Raw genomic sequence first — 16,445 nt, forward strand, 5'->3', positions numbered from 1 at the left:
TGACGGCGCGGTCCATTAGACCGCGCCGCTTTTCATTCTGGAGGTGACCCATGACCGGACCTGTCGCGACGCATGGCCGTGAAGTATTCCTGGTTCTTTTTTTCGCCCTGGCGACCATTGGTCTTTATTATCTGCCCACTGGATTCGAAGATCGCATGGATCGCGGCTCGATCCGCGCTCGCGGCGTGGTGTTGGAGGTGGACAATGCCCTGGTGCATCGGTTCGGGCTGATCAATACCGGAAGTCAGGAATTGAGCGTGCGCATCACCAGCGGGCCGTACGCCGATGCTGTGGTGCCCTCACCAAACCACCTGCTGGGCAAGCTGGATCTGGACAAGCTTTTTCAGGAGGGAGACCGTGTCCTGATGGTCCTGACAATTCGCGACGGCAAGATCATCCATGCCCAGGCCATGGATCACTATCGCTTGCACATGCAGGGCTGGCTGGTGGCGGGCTTCGTGCTGCTGCTGGTGGCGTTCGCCGGGTGGACCGGTTTGAAGGCGTTGCTTTCCTTTGCCTTCGCGGCGTTGATGCTCTGGAAGGTGCTGGTTCCAGGATTTCTGAAGGGCTGGGATCCGATCCTGACCTCCCTGGGCGTGGTGGCCCTGATGACGGCAGCGATCCTGTTTCTCGTTGCCGGACTGAACCGTAAAGGACTCACGGCCTTTTGCGGGGCCATGCTCGGCCTGGGCGTCACCTGCGCCCTGGCACTGCTGGTGGCCCCGGAGTTCAGGCTGCACGGCGCAGTGAAGCCTTTTTCCGAAACCCTCCTCTACACTGGTTACGCCCACCTGGACCTGACCCGAATATTTCTGGCCACCATCTTTCTGGCCGCTTCCGGAGCGGTGATGGATCTGGCCATGGACGTCTCCGCCAGCATGCAGGAAGTGGTGGAGCACAATCCGAAAATATCCGGAAAGGAGCTCGTGCTCTCCGGATTCCGGGTCGGTCGGGTCGTGGTCGGAACCATGACCACGACGCTTTTGCTGGCCTATTCCAGCAGCTACATCTCATTACTGATGGTCTTCATGGCCCAGGGCATTCCCATGGCCAACATGCTCAACCTGAACTATATCGCCGCCGAATTCCTGAACACCATCCTCGGCAGCATTGGCCTCGTCACCGTGGCCCCTCTGACCGCGCTGGCGGGAGGTTTTGTTTTTCGAAGGAATGTGGAGGGGAAAGGAGGACCCGGAAATGTCATTAAAGTCGGGATATCGGCTACCCATGACTCCGGCTTGCCAATCCAATGTCGCGCTGATCCCCTCTTGGTATGGCGTCGCTTGCAGGCCCGTATGCGGATTCGATCTTGCTGCTGTCGAAATGATAGTCGAAGTCCAGCTGATACATCATTTCTTCGTTTTCGCGAAGCACTGGAACGAAAATACCCATGAGCTTCCTCATCCAGCATGGCGCGAAAAACAGTTTGTAGAGCCGTTCGGCCAGATCACAGCCCTAGCTAGCCGTGACTCTAGCCATGTAGAGTCGACCGAATCGGTGAAGGGTTCGACCTGCCCGATATCTGTCGCGCCGTCCAAGGCAAGACGCTTGATCACGGGGCTGAACTGGTTGCCACCTTGCTCGTCGATCGCCGCGTTATGGAGCGACGTTCTCAACGAATTGCTCGGTAGGACTCAAAGCACTCACGCCTGCACCCACTCCATAACTGGACGTGAGAGAAAGGCTTCCAGCTCGATGCCGTCGCCGCCGACCAGCAGGGTGCGGTCCGGCTGGAATGCTTCGACGAAGGCGGCCATGCCGGGCAGGACGTCGCGGCGGCGACCGCTTTTGATCTCGACGGCCAGCAACCGCCTGCCAGCACGGACCACGAAATCGACTTCGCGGTTCCTGTCCCGCCAGTAGAACAGCTCGCAGTCGCCGCGTTGCGCTGTGTTGGCCAGATGCGCGCCGACCGCGGATTCCACCAGCCGACCGTAGAAAGATCGATCCGCTCGGGCTTCCTCGGGAGACAACCCCTCCATGGCCGTCATCAGGGCCGTGTTCAGGACTTGCAGCTTGGGGCTGGAGGCGCGTTGGCGCACGGCTTGGCCGGCGAACTTTTGCACGCCGGTGAGCATCCCCGCTGCCTCCAGCAGGTCGAGATAATGGGCCAGGGTGGTGGTGTTGCCGGCGTCCTGCAGCTGGCCCAGCATCTTGGTAAAGGACAGGATCTGCCCGGAGTAACGGCAGCCCAGCTCGAACAGGCGGCGCAGCAGCGCCGGTTTGTCCACGCGGGTGAGCAGCAGCACGTCGCGCGCGATGCTGGTTTCGATCAGCGAGTCCAGCACGTAGCGCCGCCAGCGGGCCGGTTCGGCGATAAGCGGCGCAGCGCCGGGGTAGCCGCCAAAAAAAAGATAGTCCTCGAGACTGTAGCTGAATGCCGTGCGCATCTCCGCCAAAGACCAGTGCGGCAGATGCAGGCTCTCGAAGCGTCCAGCCAGGCTCTCGGTGAGCCCGCGCTCGATCATCAGCGGCGCCGAGCCCAGCAGCACGACCCGCAGCGTTCGACCATGGCGTGTGTCCTCGTCCCACAGGTGTTTGACGGTTTCCGACCAGTGCTCGACCTTCTGCACCTCGTCCACCACCAGCAAACCGCCTTCGGAGCCTGTCTCCACCCGCGCCGCTTCCCACTGCTGACGCAGCCACGCGCCATCGCGCAGTGTCGGCTCGTCGGCGCTGACAAAGCGCACCGGCCGCTCCAAGCCTTGGATGACCTGCTGCACCAGGGTGGTCTTTCCGACCTGCCGCGCCCCGGTGACCACCTGTATATAACGCCGAGGCTCCGCCAGCCTGCGGGCCAGCTCGGCAACCTGGGGGCGTTGGTAGGGAGTCTGTGTTTTGCGCTTCATGTTGAGTAATTTTACTCAATGCGCTGCGCAATGCAAGCGGCAATGAAATCGGAACCCGCCGTCACCCCAGCTTGGCTGGAGGCAGTCGCGTAGCTCTGAATCATGGTATAAGTGCTTGGTTGCGTTGATGTTGAAGTTATTTTACTCAATGCGAGGCTTGATTGCATTGAAGCGAGAACCAGAGGGGAGAACGCCCGGCTTCAGAAGCCTTCCAGAAATGGATTGACCACGACCAGACCGGGAAAGGCAAAAACCTGTTGGTTGCGGGTCACAAGGCGCAGACCGTGCTGTATGGCCGTGGCCGCCAACAGGCTGTCGATGGCCGGGACAGGACGTCCAGCCTCGAATACGAGGCGTCCCCAACGGTCAGCCACATGCGCGTCCACGGCAAGGACCCGATCTTCAAACCAGGCCGGCAGGTCATGTTCCAGCCAAAGTCGCAAGCGTTCTTTTTTGTTTCCAAAGGCCAACCCTTCGACGCCCTTGCGAATCTCCCCCAAGGTCAGCACGCTGATGTGCAAGGCCCTGTCAGGCACGCCCGCAAACCAACGCACGACGCGTGCATCGGGCTTTGGGCGGGCCAGTTCCGAGAGTACGCAGGTGTCCAGAAGCCAGCTCACAACGACACGTCCCGGACAGGCGACTGGTCGCGATCCAGGTTCAAGTCCACGCCGACCATGGGCGATGCCTGCATGAACGCGACGAGGGACGGCCTGGGGCGTACAAGACGATCGTATTCTTCCCTGGCCAGCACGACCACGGAAGGCTCGCCGCGCACCGTGACTTCCTGCGGCCCTTCATCATGGGCCTTCTTGACCACTTCGCTGAATCTGGCCTTGGCTTCCTGAAGCTGCCACGTTTGCATGGATGCACCTCGACGATGGTAAAAATTGGAAACAGACTAGTCAGGCTGGTCAGTAGTGTCAAGGAAGTTGAAGCAAGACTTATTGTTCAGGCCGGATCGAGCCAATGCTGGATGTTCTGGCGATGTACTCCAAATAATCATTTTTGGATTTTTCGCCCATTGCCCCAAAAGGAACCTGCTGTCCGGTTTTGACCACTAAAGGGAAAAGAGCAGGCAAGAAAGGACTATTCTCCAGTCGACTTGGCTGACGAAAAACTTGGCCCGGATAATATTCCGGCCCTCGGCAAACCTTGAATTTAACAGTGATGTGGCTTCAAGACGTGCAGGTTGTTCAGGAACTGCTCGGTGCAGCGTTCCCAGGAGTAGGTTTTGGTGTGCTTGCGGCAGGCCTGGGGGGAAAGGGTCAGGGCCTTGGTTGCGGCCTCGGTCAGGTTGTCGGACAGCCAGCCGATGCGGCCGTGGATCACCACGCTTTGGGGGCCGGTGACCGGGTAGGCGGCCACGGGGATCCCGCTGGCCATGGCTTCCAGGAGCACCAGGCCGAAGGTGTCCGTGGTGCTCGGGAAGACGAAGACGTCCGCCGCCGCAAGGTGTCGGGCCAGATCCTCGCCCCGCTTGGCTCCGAAGAAGCGGACATACGGATATTTTGTGTTCAGCTCCCCCAGCGCCGGACCGTCGCCGACCACGTATTTCGTACCCGGCATGGAAAGTCGTAGAAAATCCTCGATGTTTTTCTCCACCGCCACCCGGCCCACGAACATGGAAATCGGGCGCGGCGCATCCAGAAAATCCTTGCTTCGGGGACGAAACAGCCGCGTATCCACGCCCCGGGACCAGAGCCTCAGGTTGGTGAAGCCGCGACCGCGCAATTCCTCCATCAGCAACGGGGACGCGGTCATCACGGCCTTGGACGGTTTGTGGAACCAGCGGAAGAAGGCGTAGGACGCCTGAAGGGGAACGGGGAATCGAAGCCGGATGTATTCCGGCAAACGGGTATGGTAGGCGGAAGTAAACCCTTTGCGGCTAAGCCCGCAGGCGATCCGCCCAGCCCAGCCCATGGGGCCCTCATTGGCGATATGCACCGCGTCCGGGCGATAGTCGTTCAGAATGCGGCCCACTTTGCGCCAGGGGAGCAGGGCCAAGCGGATTTCCGGATACGTGGGGCAGGGGATGCCGGGAAAAAGATCCGGACTGAGCACCAGGACCACGTGGCCCTTTTCCCGAAGGATGCGGACCGTGTTTTCCAGGGTGGTGACCACGCCGTTGATCAGCGGGGGCCAGACGTCGGTGATCAGGGCGATGCGCATGTTCTCCTTCCTCGTGGCCGGCTGAATTGGGATTCAGAAAGGGGCCAATCAAGAGGTGATCATGGTTTTGACCGTCATTTTTCGGGACTTTTTCGGCGCTTCAAGGGCCTGAAAGCAACGACGTCAAGTATGCCCTGTCAATGTTACGGAAACATGATGGTATTGTGGCGATTAAGCCGAACCCGGCATGTGGGGCCGCGTGGTGTAAATGTCACATGGACGGCATCCCAGCTATCCGAGTGCTGAAAAAGTCCCTATCCATTGGTGGCGGCATAACCAGCAGCGAACAGGGACTACGAGTTGCGGCGTCTAGCTACAGTCTCGAGAGCCTTCGCACCTTGAGATTCTTGCCTTGCTGCTCAACTTCCCACAGATCATACTGAATCTGCTGATTCAGCCAGCTCTCCGGGGTGGTATCAAAGGTCTTGGCCAAACGAAGCGCCATTTCCGGGCTGATGCCGGAACGGCCGTTCAGGATTGCGGAAAGCGTTTTCCGACTCACGCCAAGGGCATGTGCGGCATCCGTAACCGATATGCCGAGCGGCTCCATGCACAGTTCGCGGAGAACCTCGCCGGGATGTGGTGGGTTATGCATTCTCATCATCGTCCTCGCGCTAGTGATAATCTTCGTAATCAACGACAAGCGCATCTTCGCCTTCAAACTAAAATGTGATGCGCCAGTTGCCGCTTACGCTTACCGACCACGTTCCCTTCCGGATGCCGGTCAGTTCGTGCAAACGAAGTCCGGGCAGGTTCATATCCCGCGTGCTGGTCGATACGTTTAATCGGGCAAGAATCAAGCGGATTCGTTTTTCATGCCTGGCCTGAATACCGGGGCTGTTACCCTTCAGGAAGTAGCGCTCCAGGCCGCGATGGCGAAAGCTCTTGATCATGTCCCGCAATGTAACCCGCAACGTTACATGTGCAATACGCCAGATGGCACGATTTTGAACTTGGTGGATTTTGGATATTGGAAGACATCGGCGGCCAGGTGAGGTCAGCTCCTCATTCGCTGTTGCCTAGAAGATGCTCTCCAGGTTATGGGTGGCAAAAAATCCGCGTCACGTGGACGATTTCGTGTATTTTTTACCTCCCCGAAGCGTCTTCCTGAACGACTCCGGGAAGGTCGTTGGGAACTTATGATTGGCGAAGAACCCGGTGGCCGGATTGCGCTGCGTTAAATCCAATGGGATTCAGTGCAACCGGATTTCCTTTGGAGAAACCGAAGGGGATCTTTTCTGGAAAGATTCCTTCTACAACCAGGACACTGCAGCAGGAAGTCCTGCCCAGCGCGATTTTTTGTAAAGCAGGCCAAGCAGGCCAGCGAGTGAATGAACCAAAATCACGGCACCTCCCGTTTTGATGTTTCCATTTTGGTTCTACTAATCATCAGGGGCCCGACCCAGGAGCGCATCCAAGTGGCGTTCTGGCCATATCCCTTGAGCCCCTTAACACGGCTGTCAACTCTACGAAGAACCGGGACTACTCTTGGCTTTACTGTCACCACTTTTTAGAATGGCTGTCACGCATGGCGCCAAGGACGCCGTGCTGCTCCAACTTCAGCGTGGAACTGACGTAAATGCAGTGGATGACATTGGAAGGTCCGCACTCACCCTGGCTGTTGAAAAGGGGCATGGTGAAATATGTCGGATACTACTTGAGTTCGGTGCCAATCCTGCATTGTGTGATGTCAGAGGGAATGATCCCCTTTCCATTGCCATCAAGCATGGTCTGGCTGATGTCGAGACCCTTCTGAGGCAATACCTGAATCCGCCCAGCACCGGATCGCCCCTGGTAACCCCCACTTCCGCAAATGCACCTCCTTCCCATCCTGATACGTCATCATCTTTCGAAAACGCACCAATATACGGCGGCGAAGAGAGACTGTTCGACGACGCCTTCGATCCCTCGTGTTGGGAGGAGGAGACGGAAGCTCCCCGACCTGAAGGAGACAAAACCTGCGTCACTGATGCCCGGCGGCTGCAGGAACAGATTTCCAGCCATCAACCTGTCGATGCTGACGAAGACTGGTCTGACGTCGATATTGACCTGCCCGAGTTGCTGGAATTCAGCCGCGGGAGGCGAAGACGTTGGGAAGAGGACACGGACTGGCTGAATGCGGCTAGGCGATTGTTCCTTGCTGGAATCCGCAACGGCTGGGTGAGGGAAGATGAGCTTGTCCGCTCAGTACCAGCGGATGAAGAGGACCGGGATGTCCCTGACCAGGAATACCTGTCTTCCGTGAGGGTTGTTCTGGGCGACATGGACGTTTTGGTGCTGGACGCCCCTGAAGCATTCGTACCCGCATCGCTTGAGCCGGAAACCATGTCCGACGAGCTCGCGGACCCCGAAGATCCTCTCGAAGCAGTGGCCGATGAGGCACTCGCCTTTCTTTCCAGCCTCCTCTCCACCACCAATGATCCACTGACATGGTATGCAAGGGACATTGGGGCAGCCAAGCCGCTTTCGAGGGAAGAGGAGATCGATCTGGCATTCGAGATTTCCGCGGGAACCAGGGAAGCGCTTGGGAGTATTCCCCGGTCATCAGTTGCCATGGAAGAACTTCTGGACGGGCTCAAGAATGTGGAACAGGAACTCGTCCCCATCAAGTCGATCATTTGCAGCAAAGACAATACGGATGAAGATGCAATTGGCGAGGAATCCTTGAATCTCGTCAAAGATGATGAATGCGACGATGAAGATGTCCACGTCATCGAGGCAGGGTCTTCCGCGGAGGCCAAATCCGTATCAGGCATCCCCTCCGACCTGCGTGACAAGTTCGACTCGATTCGGGCGCTTCACCGGGAAATGGCACGTGCCCAGTCGATCACTGAACGGGAATCGCTGGCGGCAAGGTTGAGGGATGAGATTCATGGCCTGGGAATCTCCTCGAATTTCATGGAGCATCTTTGGGGGATGGTAGAGTCGGACGAGGCAAGTCGTCAGGCGAGAGAAATACTGGCACGTGGCCTGAAACGCGCCCGAACGGCCAAAAACATGTTTGCACTGGCCAACCTCAAGCTGGTCATGTGGGTCGCCCGGAAGTATGGGGGCATGACGTATATCGATAGGATCCAGGAAGGCAATATAGGTCTTTTGAAGGCCATAGATCGTTTTGATCCATCATACGGGGCAAGGTTCTCGACCTATGCCGTCTGGTGGATTCGCCAGTCCATCCTGAGGGCCGTGGCAGACCAGGATCGACTCATTCGGCTTCCGGTTCATACTGTCGAGGCCAAAAGAAAGATCCAATCGGCCTCCAATTCTCTTACCGGGAGATTGCAACGCGATCCTACGCCAGAAGAATTGGCGCTCGAGGCGGGCATCCAGGAGCACATTGTTTGTCGGATACAGGAAATTCCTGAAGATCCGATCTCAATGCCGTCAGCTGGCGAGTTGGAATCATCCATCGCAGCAGTTATTGCGGACTCGGCCATGACGAATCCGGAAGATCTTGCCATGCATGCAAGCCTGAAGGAAGCCCTGGATGAATCTCTTCAATGCCTTACCGAAAAAGAAGCCGATGTCATGAGGCTCCGTTTCGGACTTGCTGGCGACAAGGATCATACTCTCGAACAGATTGGGCAGGTCTATGGGGTCACGAGGGAACGTATCCGGCAGATCGAGGCCAAGGCATTCCGCAAATTGGCGCACCGTGCTCGTATAAACAAGCTCAAGCTCTTTCTCCAATAGGCTTGCAGATCTGTAGCCCCTGAACAATGACGACGACGAACAGGAAATTCCGGCATGCCCCGCCCAGGGCCGGCGCAATGATAGAGGCGTTGAGAGGCCTCGGCTATTCGACCGCCACGGCCATCGCCGACATCATCGACAACAGCATTGCCGCGGAGGCTCGCAACGTCGAAGTCGGGTTCGTATGGGCGGGAGTGGAGAGCCTGATAACGATACTTGATGATGGTTGCGGCATGGATGATGCCGGGCTCGACCGCGCAATGCGGCTTGGCGAGAAGAGCCCTCTCGACAACAGAAGCGAGGCCGATCTCGGACGCTTTGGCATCGGCTTGAAGACGGCATCCTTCTCGCAGTGCCGCCGATTGACGGTGGCAAGCAGACAGTGTGGCGAGAATGTCTCGTGCCTGTGCTGGGATCTTGATGTTCTTGCCGCAAGCGCGGATGACGGCTGGCTTCTTCTTGAAGGGCCGGAAGACTCCTCCCTGGCCTTGCTTGCCCCTCTGCATGCCGCCACGGGAACACTGGTTATCTGGGAACGACTTGACCGGATCGTGACCCCAGGATTTACGGAACAGACTTTTCTCGATCTGGTTGACACTGTTGAACGTCACTTGGCCATGGTTTTCCATCGATACCTGTCAGGCCCGCAATCGCGACTGTGCATCCGTTTGAACGGCCAGCCGATCATGCCATGGGATCCTTTCCTGTCCGGCCATCCTGCAACCTGGACATCGCCGCCCGTCCCTCTGGAAACCGGTAGAGGCACAATAGAGATGCAAGGGCATGTCCTGCCGCACAAGGATCGCCTTTCAGAGAATGCGTTCGAGCTTGCGGCCGGGCCTGACGGCTGGACAGCCCAGCAGGGCTTTTACGTATATCGCAACCAGCGGTTGCTGGTCGCCGGTAGCTGGCTGGGGCTGGGTCAGGGCCGTTCCTGGACCAAGGAGGAGGCGCATCGCCTTGCAAGGATAAGGCTGGATATCCCGAATTCCGCGGACATGGATTGGAAGATAGATGTCCGGAAATCAACAGCGAGACCACCTGTACAGGTTCGCCCAGTGTTGACCAAACTGGCCGAAGACACTCGATCCCGCGCGCGGAGGGTTTTCGCTCACCGCGGAAAGCCAGTCAGGCTTGGCGACACTAGGCCGGTGGCCTCGGTCTGGCATGCCGAGCATTTCCAGGGTGGAATGCGTTACCGGATCGACCTGGAACATCCTGCTGTCAGGGCGGTTCTCGACGAGTCCGGTGTCTTGACAGCCCAGGTCAGGACCATGCTCCGAATCATCGAGGAGACGATCCCCGTTCAGAGAATCTGGCTCGACACCACCGAGGGGAAGGAAACGCCGCGCACGGGATTCGCAGGTGAGCCTGCCGATGAGGTCAAAACCATTCTTCAGACCATGTTTCGCAACATGGTCGAGAGAAAAGGCCTGAATCCAACCTACGCCAGGGAACAGCTCCTGCATACGGAACCCTTTCAGAACTATCCTGATCTGGTGGCCGCCCTGCCAGACGGGGACGCAACCGCCGAGGAGACGCGGCAATGAGTGACACAAAATCCGATCACGGACAAAAGGTCATTAAGTTTGTCCAGGAACTTCTGCTTGACGAGCAGGACAAGACATCTATCACTCCCGAACTGATCTCGGAAAAGATCGATATGGTCTTGCGAATGAATCCGAAATGGGGCGAGGGACTAGATCATGTCAGTGTTGTGGATGAGTTGATCCGCAGGTTCAGCCTCTGGATCGGCCGGGATACCGTACTCGCGAGTGAAGCCGGCCATGAGGCTTGGCTTGATACGGCAAGAAAACGTGAGTGGAGGTATTGGCAGCGATACAGAGAATGGCTCGAACGCAAGCTATCCTACAAGGCTGTAGAGGGAATCAACGAATCAACGGATATGGTGCTTGGGCTGCTTGAAGATCCCCAGCGCCTTGGCACATGGGATCGGCGAGGCCTGGTGGTGGGACATGTCCAGTCTGGCAAGACTGGTCACTATACTGGCCTGATATGCAAGGCAGCGGATGCCGGATACAAGATCGTGATCGTCCTCGCTGGTCTTCACAACAATCTTCGGTCGCAAACCCAGATGCGACTGGACGAGGGTTTTCTGGGCTACGAGACCAGACCTTCCCATGACGACATCAAGGTCATCGGGGTGGGTGAGATTGATGGAGATCCGGCCATACGCCCGAATTTCGCAACAAACCGCACGAACAACGGAGACTTCACGACAAAAGTTGCAAGGAACCTCGGCATCTCACCGGAGCAGAGGCCCTGGCTGTTTGTGGTCAAAAAGAACAAGACCGTCCTCAAGCGACTCCTTGGTTGGATCAGGAATCACGTTGCCGATTTTAATGACCAGAAAAGCGGTCGAATGATCGTGACCAAGTTGCCCTTGCTGGTCATAGATGACGAGGCGGATCATGCCAGTGTGGACACCGGCGAACAGGTTTTCAATGCTGACGGCCAACCGGATGCAGAGCATCAGCCGACAACCATCAATCGTCTGGTCAGGCGCATCCTGTACTCGTTTTCAAGGTCTGCCTATGTCGGTTACACGGCCACCCCTTTCGCGAACATCTTCATTCACGAAAGGGGCGAAACCCAGAAAGAAGGACCGGATCTCTTCCCTTCCGCGTTCATCATCAACCTAGCGGCACCTTCGAACTACATAGGACCTGCGAGAATATTCAAAAAATGGAAGGATGAAGAGGGCCGCGACCCTATCGACCTGGTACGGACAATAGATGACCACTCAACAGACGATGGCTTGAATGGCTGGATGCCCAGAAGGCACAGAAACGGGCACATTCCTCTCTACAATGGCGTGGATGCCCCGCCTCCTTCTCTTGTTGAAGCAATCAACGCGTTTCTTCTATCCTGCGCAGTTCGCCAAGTGCGAGGTCAGGAACACGAACATGTCTCCATGCTGGTTCATGTGACCCGCTACACTTCAGTGCAACAGCACATCCATCACCAGGTTTCGGAACAGATTCGTCATCTTCGTCAGAGGCTGACCCGCAGTATCGGCCATGAACAGGTTATCGCCGATCTGAAGTCATTGTGGGAAAGAGATTTCCTCCCGACCTCGCAAGAAATCAGCACCAACAATCCAGACCTTGGATCAATGGAAATGCCCGATTGGGAGGATGTGTCCTCCCGACTGCCTGAATTGGTTTCGGACATTCAGGTGAGAATGATCAATGGAACGGCCAAGGATGCCCTGGACTACGCAGACCATCAAGGAGTCGGCCTGAAGGTGATTGCCGTAGGGGGTGACAAGCTGGCCAGGGGGCTGACCCTGGAAGGACTGTGCGTCAGCTACTTTCTTCGCTCGTCACGCATGTACGACACGCTCATGCAAATGGGACGCTGGTTCGGCTACAGACCGGGGTATCTTGATCTCTGCCGTCTCTACACCACATCCGATCTTGCGGAATGGTTCGGACACATCACGGATGCCGCCGAAGAACTTCGCGAGGAGTTCGACATCATGGCCGCCACAGGTGCGACGCCCAGGGAATACGGCCTCAAGGTTCAGTCACACCCGGTACTGATGGTCACTTCGAGACTGAAGATGAGAACTGCCAGAAATCTGATGCTGTCCTTCAGTGGACAACTGCTTGAGACAGTGGCCCTTTACAGAACAGGGGATGTGCTTGAGCGGAATCTGGCAGCCGCACGGAAACTCTTGTCGGTTCTGGGCCAACCCGAAGTGGATCCGGAGCTGATACGCAACGGAATAATGCAGAAATGGAGGGGCAGCTTTCTCTGGAGGGAGGTTGACGCTTCCACCATCACTGATTTTCTGATTGGCTACAAAACGCATCCCGATGCCCACAAGGTCAACAGCATGCTGCTGGCGGAATTCATTGAAACCATGACAATCCAGGGAGAACTGACCAGCTGGACCGTGGCACTGATTGGCGGTGGAGAGGGTGTACACTTGAAGCTCCGTGATGACGTCGAGATCAAGATGATGAAACGCAAAATGAAGGGGACAGGCGAGGATCGTTATTCAATCGGGAGGCTTATGTCACCGCGAGACGAAGCCATCGATCTTGATGAGAACGCCTGGATGGCCGCTCTTGAAATGACCCGTGTTGCATGGCATGCCGATCCCGGCAGAACCGGAGACACGTCTGAACCCGAAACGCCGAATGGTCCGGCCATCAGGAAGGTGAGGGGCTTCGGCGCACCAGGAGTAGAGGCCCATCCAGAGCGCGGAGTCTTGTTCCTGTATGGTCTTGATCCTCACATGGCAGACGCAGGTTTCTCTGAAGGCACACCACCCGTTCTAGCCTTTGCCATCAGTTTTCCGGGCAGCAATTCCGGTACCAAGGTCGAATACAAGGTCAACAATGTTCTCTGGGAGCACGAATATGGCTCAGCAGAGTGAGTTCAACCGCTTGCAGACCGCATGGCGTGCACTGGCTGGCGAGGACAGCGAGGGAGGTTGGAGGACGATCCCAATCAATCCTGCTGGCCCCCGCCAACTGTTGGCCGGTCGTCATTTTCCGGGCAACGAGGAGGCAATCCTGGTTGGTTTCAACCTTGTTCAGGCACCGGAAGACAAAAATCTTCCTCAAGGTCATGGATTCCGGGTTGTTAATGTCAAGCACAGGGTTCCTGGTGATGCGAAGCTGTGGATTGCGCTCTCCCGTCGGCCTGCCGGCAGTCTGGACATGTTCACGCGAATGTCGGAAAACATCATCAGCATGTTTTCCGACTATGGGCATGTCAATGATCGGCAGCTCTTGCAACTCTTTCTCGGCAGGATCAAGGCATGGCAGGAGTTCATGCATCAGGCAAGGGGCGAGTTCCTGGGCCACGAGGCTGAAATCGGACTGTTCGGAGAGTTGTGGTTGCTTCGACAGCTTCTGAACAAGGGACTCCCCCCTGCGATGGTACTTGATGCCTGGCAGGGACCGCATGACGGGCTGCATGATTTCCTTTTGGGCACCGGGGCAATCGAGGTGAAAAGCACGATCGCTAGGCATGGTTTTCCGGCCACAATTGGTTCACTTGAGCAGCTTGACCCATCTCTTGCCTGCCCACTTTTTTTGGCAGGAATGCGATTTTTGTTGGGAGAAGACGGCGAGAGCTTGCCTGAGATCGTCGATGACCTCAGCATCAGCCTCGGTGAAAATACGGAAGCGGCAGGAAGGTTCGAAACCCTTATTTTGAGATGGGGCTACCTGCGTGCTTTTTCGGACAGGTACTCGCGAAGGTTTTTACATTCCGATACGAGGTTCATGAAGGTTGACCACGAATTCCCTTCCCTCACACGCGCTGATGTTGATCAATCAATCAAGGCGGTCCGGTATGTACTGGATCTCGATCTGGTGTCCGTTCCCGATATCGCTGTAGATATGGTACTGGAGGAACTTGGAGTGGCAGTTTATGGAACTCATTGATTTTCTTGCCCAGACGCAAGCCGAGGTCCGATCGGAAATCGGCGAGCGCCTTGGCTCATCCGAGGAAACGTACCCCTATCCCGAATCGGTTTTCGCCGAAGTGGTGATGCAGCACATGTCAGAGATCGGCATGACCTTCGACCCTGTAGTTTGTCACTATACGGCGAAGGTGGGCAATGCCAATCTGCGCTTGAGCGGTTACGCCATTTCCGAGGAAGCTGACCAGCTCGATCTGTTTGTCAGTCTGTATGACGGCGTTGACGAGGTGACCGCTGTTCCGGATTCTCAAACCAAGCTGGCCGCCGAACAGTGCCTGAAGTTCCTGGTCAAATGTGCACAGGGCCGTCTTGCGTCAACCATGGACCAGTCGAATGATGCCTATCCGCTGGCCCTGACCATCCAAGACACCTATGCCGCCCTTGACCAGATCAGGGTCTATGTCCTGACGGACAGGCAGGCCAAGGCCAAGAACTTCAAGCCCAGGGAAATCAATGGCAAAACCGTGAAGCTTGAGGTAATGGACATCGAGCGCCTCCATAGGCACTGGTCGGCAGGCAAGCCTCGCGACGAGCTTGTGGTCAATTTCCAGGAGATTGCGGGCACCCCTCTTCCCTGCATCTACATCCCTGGAGACATGGAGGAATACGATTATGCCTTGACGGTTATTCCCGGAGAGGCGCTGCGGTTCGTGTACGAGAAGTACGGTGCAAGGCTTCTTGAGGCAAATGTCCGTTCCTTCCTGAGCATGACAGGAAAGGTGAACCGGGGCATTCGGGACACCCTGAAGAAGGATCCACAACGGTTCATGGCCTACAACAACGGGATTGTCATCGTCGCCGATGAACTGGAACATGCTCGAACTGACGAAGGTGCACCGGCCATCCTGTGGCTGAAGGGAATGCAAATCGTGAATGGGGGACAGACGACAGCATCCATCTACTTCACAAAGAAAAGAAGTCCAGAGATTGATTTGAGGCGGGTCCGCGTACCGGCCAAGGTGATAGTCCTGAAATCGCAGGATCCTGTCGAGGAAGAGGCCTTAATTTCAGATATTTCAAAATATGCCAACAGCCAGAATTCAGTCCGGCAGTCGGACCTTTCCGCCAACAAGCCGTTCCATGTCGAGGTGGAGAAATTGGCCATGTCCACCTATTGCCCGGACGGCGTCGGACGCTGGTTCTACGAAAGGGCCGCAGGCAGCTACACAACCATGCTGGCAAGGGAGGGGACTACTCCCGCCAGACTGCGAAAACTGAAGCAGGCGATTCCGTCCGCGCGCAAGATTACCAAGACCGACTTGGCGAAGTACCTCAACGCCTGGGACCAGTTGCCGGATTCCGTAAGCTTCGGTGCCCAAAAGAATTTCATGCGCTTCATGGATCGGATTGGCGGCAATGAAGACAATGATTCCCTCGGCTACCTTCCGGATGTTCCTGATTTCAAGCGAATGATTGCCAAGGCAATACTGTTCAAGACAACCCAGAAGCTGATCCGGCGGATGTTCCCCGCGTTCCAGGCCAATATTGCCACGTATACCGTATCCCTTGTGGCAAACCGATTGGGTGTTCGGCTTGATCTTGACAAGATCTGGCTGAATCAGGATCTCTCGCCCGCATTCAAGAGCCTGATCCAATCCTGGGCCAGGGAAGTCAACGATGTCCTTCATGACACTTCTGAAGGGCGGATGATATCGGAATGGGCCAAGAAACCCGAATGCTGGGTTGCAGTCAGGGGCGGAAGGTATACTCCTCCTGCTGGTGATATCCTTGAACTTCGTGAAGCAAGCTCAACAAGCTGATTCCATGTCTTCAGAACTCAATCCAAAACCAAGACGCCACCGCGGGGACATCATGTCACCCGAAAAGCGCAGTGCGGTGATGTCCCGTATCAAGGGGCGTGGTACAGGACCGGAAAAGAAAATGGAGGTAGCATTTGCCTCGAAGGGCCTGTCCTGGGAAGAACAGGCGCGTGATCTTCCGGGAAGACCTGATTTTGTCTTTCGACAGGAAAAAGTGGCTGTTTTCGTTGACGGGGACTTCTGGCATGGTTGGCGGTTCCATCAATGGCGGGACAAGCTGACGGAAAAATGGGAAGCGAAGATAGAAGCAACTCGGCACCGGGACACGAAAAACCACCGACGTCTGCGAAGAGCGGGCTGGAAGGTCGTTAGGCTATGGGAGCATCAAATCAAGGAGAACCAGGCAAAATGCTTGGAACGGGTTCTCGATGCCCTTGGTGTTGTGAATGAAAGCGACCTGAGAGACTCCAATAAAATCATGGCCAAACATGGTGCAACCTGGTAGAG

General features: G+C 56.5%; 13 protein-coding genes. 7 read left to right on the plus strand and 6 right to left on the minus strand.

The window, feature by feature from the left end:
• Nucleotides 1–50: 50 nt before the first annotated feature.
• Nucleotides 51–1,394, plus strand: coding sequence for a YibE/F family protein (locus ACYQ15_RS11210; RefSeq protein ID WP_459937599.1), 1,344 nt, complete (start codon nucleotides 51–53; stop codon nucleotides 1,392–1,394).
• 249 nt (nucleotides 1,395–1,643) lie between these two features.
• Here ACYQ15_RS11210 and ACYQ15_RS11215 read toward each other — a convergent pair whose 3' ends face one another.
• The 6 genes from ACYQ15_RS11215 to ACYQ15_RS11240 form a co-directional block, all read right to left on the minus strand.
• A complete protein-coding gene (locus ACYQ15_RS11215) occupies nucleotides 1,644–2,849 on the minus strand; it encodes an ATP-binding protein (protein WP_459937600.1) in 1,206 nt (401 codons plus the stop codon).
• 200 nt (nucleotides 2,850–3,049) lie between these two features.
• Nucleotides 3,050–3,469, minus strand: coding sequence for a type II toxin-antitoxin system VapC family toxin (locus tag ACYQ15_RS11220; protein WP_459937601.1), 420 nt, complete (start codon nucleotides 3,467–3,469; stop codon nucleotides 3,050–3,052).
• Nucleotides 3,466–3,714: a type II toxin-antitoxin system Phd/YefM family antitoxin gene (locus tag ACYQ15_RS11225; protein ID WP_459937602.1), complete on the minus strand. Its 249-nt coding sequence runs from the start codon at nucleotides 3,712–3,714 to the stop codon at nucleotides 3,466–3,468. Before ACYQ15_RS11225 ends, ACYQ15_RS11220 begins: the two co-directional genes overlap by 4 nt.
• Nucleotides 3,715–4,010: 296 nt before the next feature.
• Nucleotides 4,011–5,021: a glycosyltransferase family 4 protein gene (locus ACYQ15_RS11230; protein ID WP_459937603.1), complete on the minus strand. Its 1,011-nt coding sequence runs from the start codon at nucleotides 5,019–5,021 to the stop codon at nucleotides 4,011–4,013.
• Between the two features lie 313 nt (nucleotides 5,022–5,334).
• Nucleotides 5,335–5,616, minus strand: a complete 282-nt coding sequence (locus ACYQ15_RS11235) for a HigA family addiction module antitoxin (RefSeq protein WP_459937604.1) — start codon at nucleotides 5,614–5,616, stop codon at nucleotides 5,335–5,337.
• Between the two features lie 67 nt (nucleotides 5,617–5,683).
• Entirely contained in the window at nucleotides 5,684–5,914 is a 231-nt protein-coding gene (locus ACYQ15_RS11240) for a type II toxin-antitoxin system RelE/ParE family toxin (RefSeq protein ID WP_459937605.1), read from the minus strand.
• Between the two features lie 622 nt (nucleotides 5,915–6,536).
• Between ACYQ15_RS11240 and ACYQ15_RS11245 the strand changes: the two genes are divergently transcribed.
• From ACYQ15_RS11245 to ACYQ15_RS11270, 6 genes are read left to right on the plus strand one after another with little or no spacing between them, the layout of a single operon-like run.
• A complete protein-coding gene (locus tag ACYQ15_RS11245; protein ID WP_459937606.1) occupies nucleotides 6,537–8,714 on the plus strand; it encodes a sigma-70 family RNA polymerase sigma factor in 2,178 nt (725 codons plus the stop codon).
• A gap of 26 nt (nucleotides 8,715–8,740) precedes the next feature.
• On the plus strand, nucleotides 8,741–10,264 hold the full coding sequence (locus ACYQ15_RS11250; RefSeq protein ID WP_459937607.1) for an ATP-binding protein: 1,524 nt from the start codon (nucleotides 8,741–8,743) through the stop codon (nucleotides 10,262–10,264).
• A complete protein-coding gene (locus tag ACYQ15_RS11255) occupies nucleotides 10,261–13,122 on the plus strand; it encodes a Z1 domain-containing protein (RefSeq protein ID WP_459937608.1) in 2,862 nt (953 codons plus the stop codon). Before ACYQ15_RS11250 ends, ACYQ15_RS11255 begins: the two co-directional genes overlap by 4 nt.
• A complete protein-coding gene (locus ACYQ15_RS11260; RefSeq protein WP_459937609.1) occupies nucleotides 13,106–14,140 on the plus strand; it encodes a PD-(D/E)XK motif protein in 1,035 nt (344 codons plus the stop codon). Before ACYQ15_RS11255 ends, ACYQ15_RS11260 begins: the two co-directional genes overlap by 17 nt.
• Nucleotides 14,127–15,938: an AIPR family protein gene (locus ACYQ15_RS11265; RefSeq protein WP_459937610.1), complete on the plus strand. Its 1,812-nt coding sequence runs from the start codon at nucleotides 14,127–14,129 to the stop codon at nucleotides 15,936–15,938. The genes ACYQ15_RS11260 and ACYQ15_RS11265 overlap by 14 nt, the downstream gene beginning before the upstream one ends.
• Complete coding sequence (locus ACYQ15_RS11270) at nucleotides 15,916–16,443, plus strand: very short patch repair endonuclease (protein WP_459939578.1); 528 nt, start codon at nucleotides 15,916–15,918, stop codon at nucleotides 16,441–16,443. Before ACYQ15_RS11265 ends, ACYQ15_RS11270 begins: the two co-directional genes overlap by 23 nt.
• Nucleotides 16,444–16,445: the final 2 nt, after the last annotated feature.

It is taken from the genome of Desulfonatronum parangueonense (assembly GCF_054656975.1).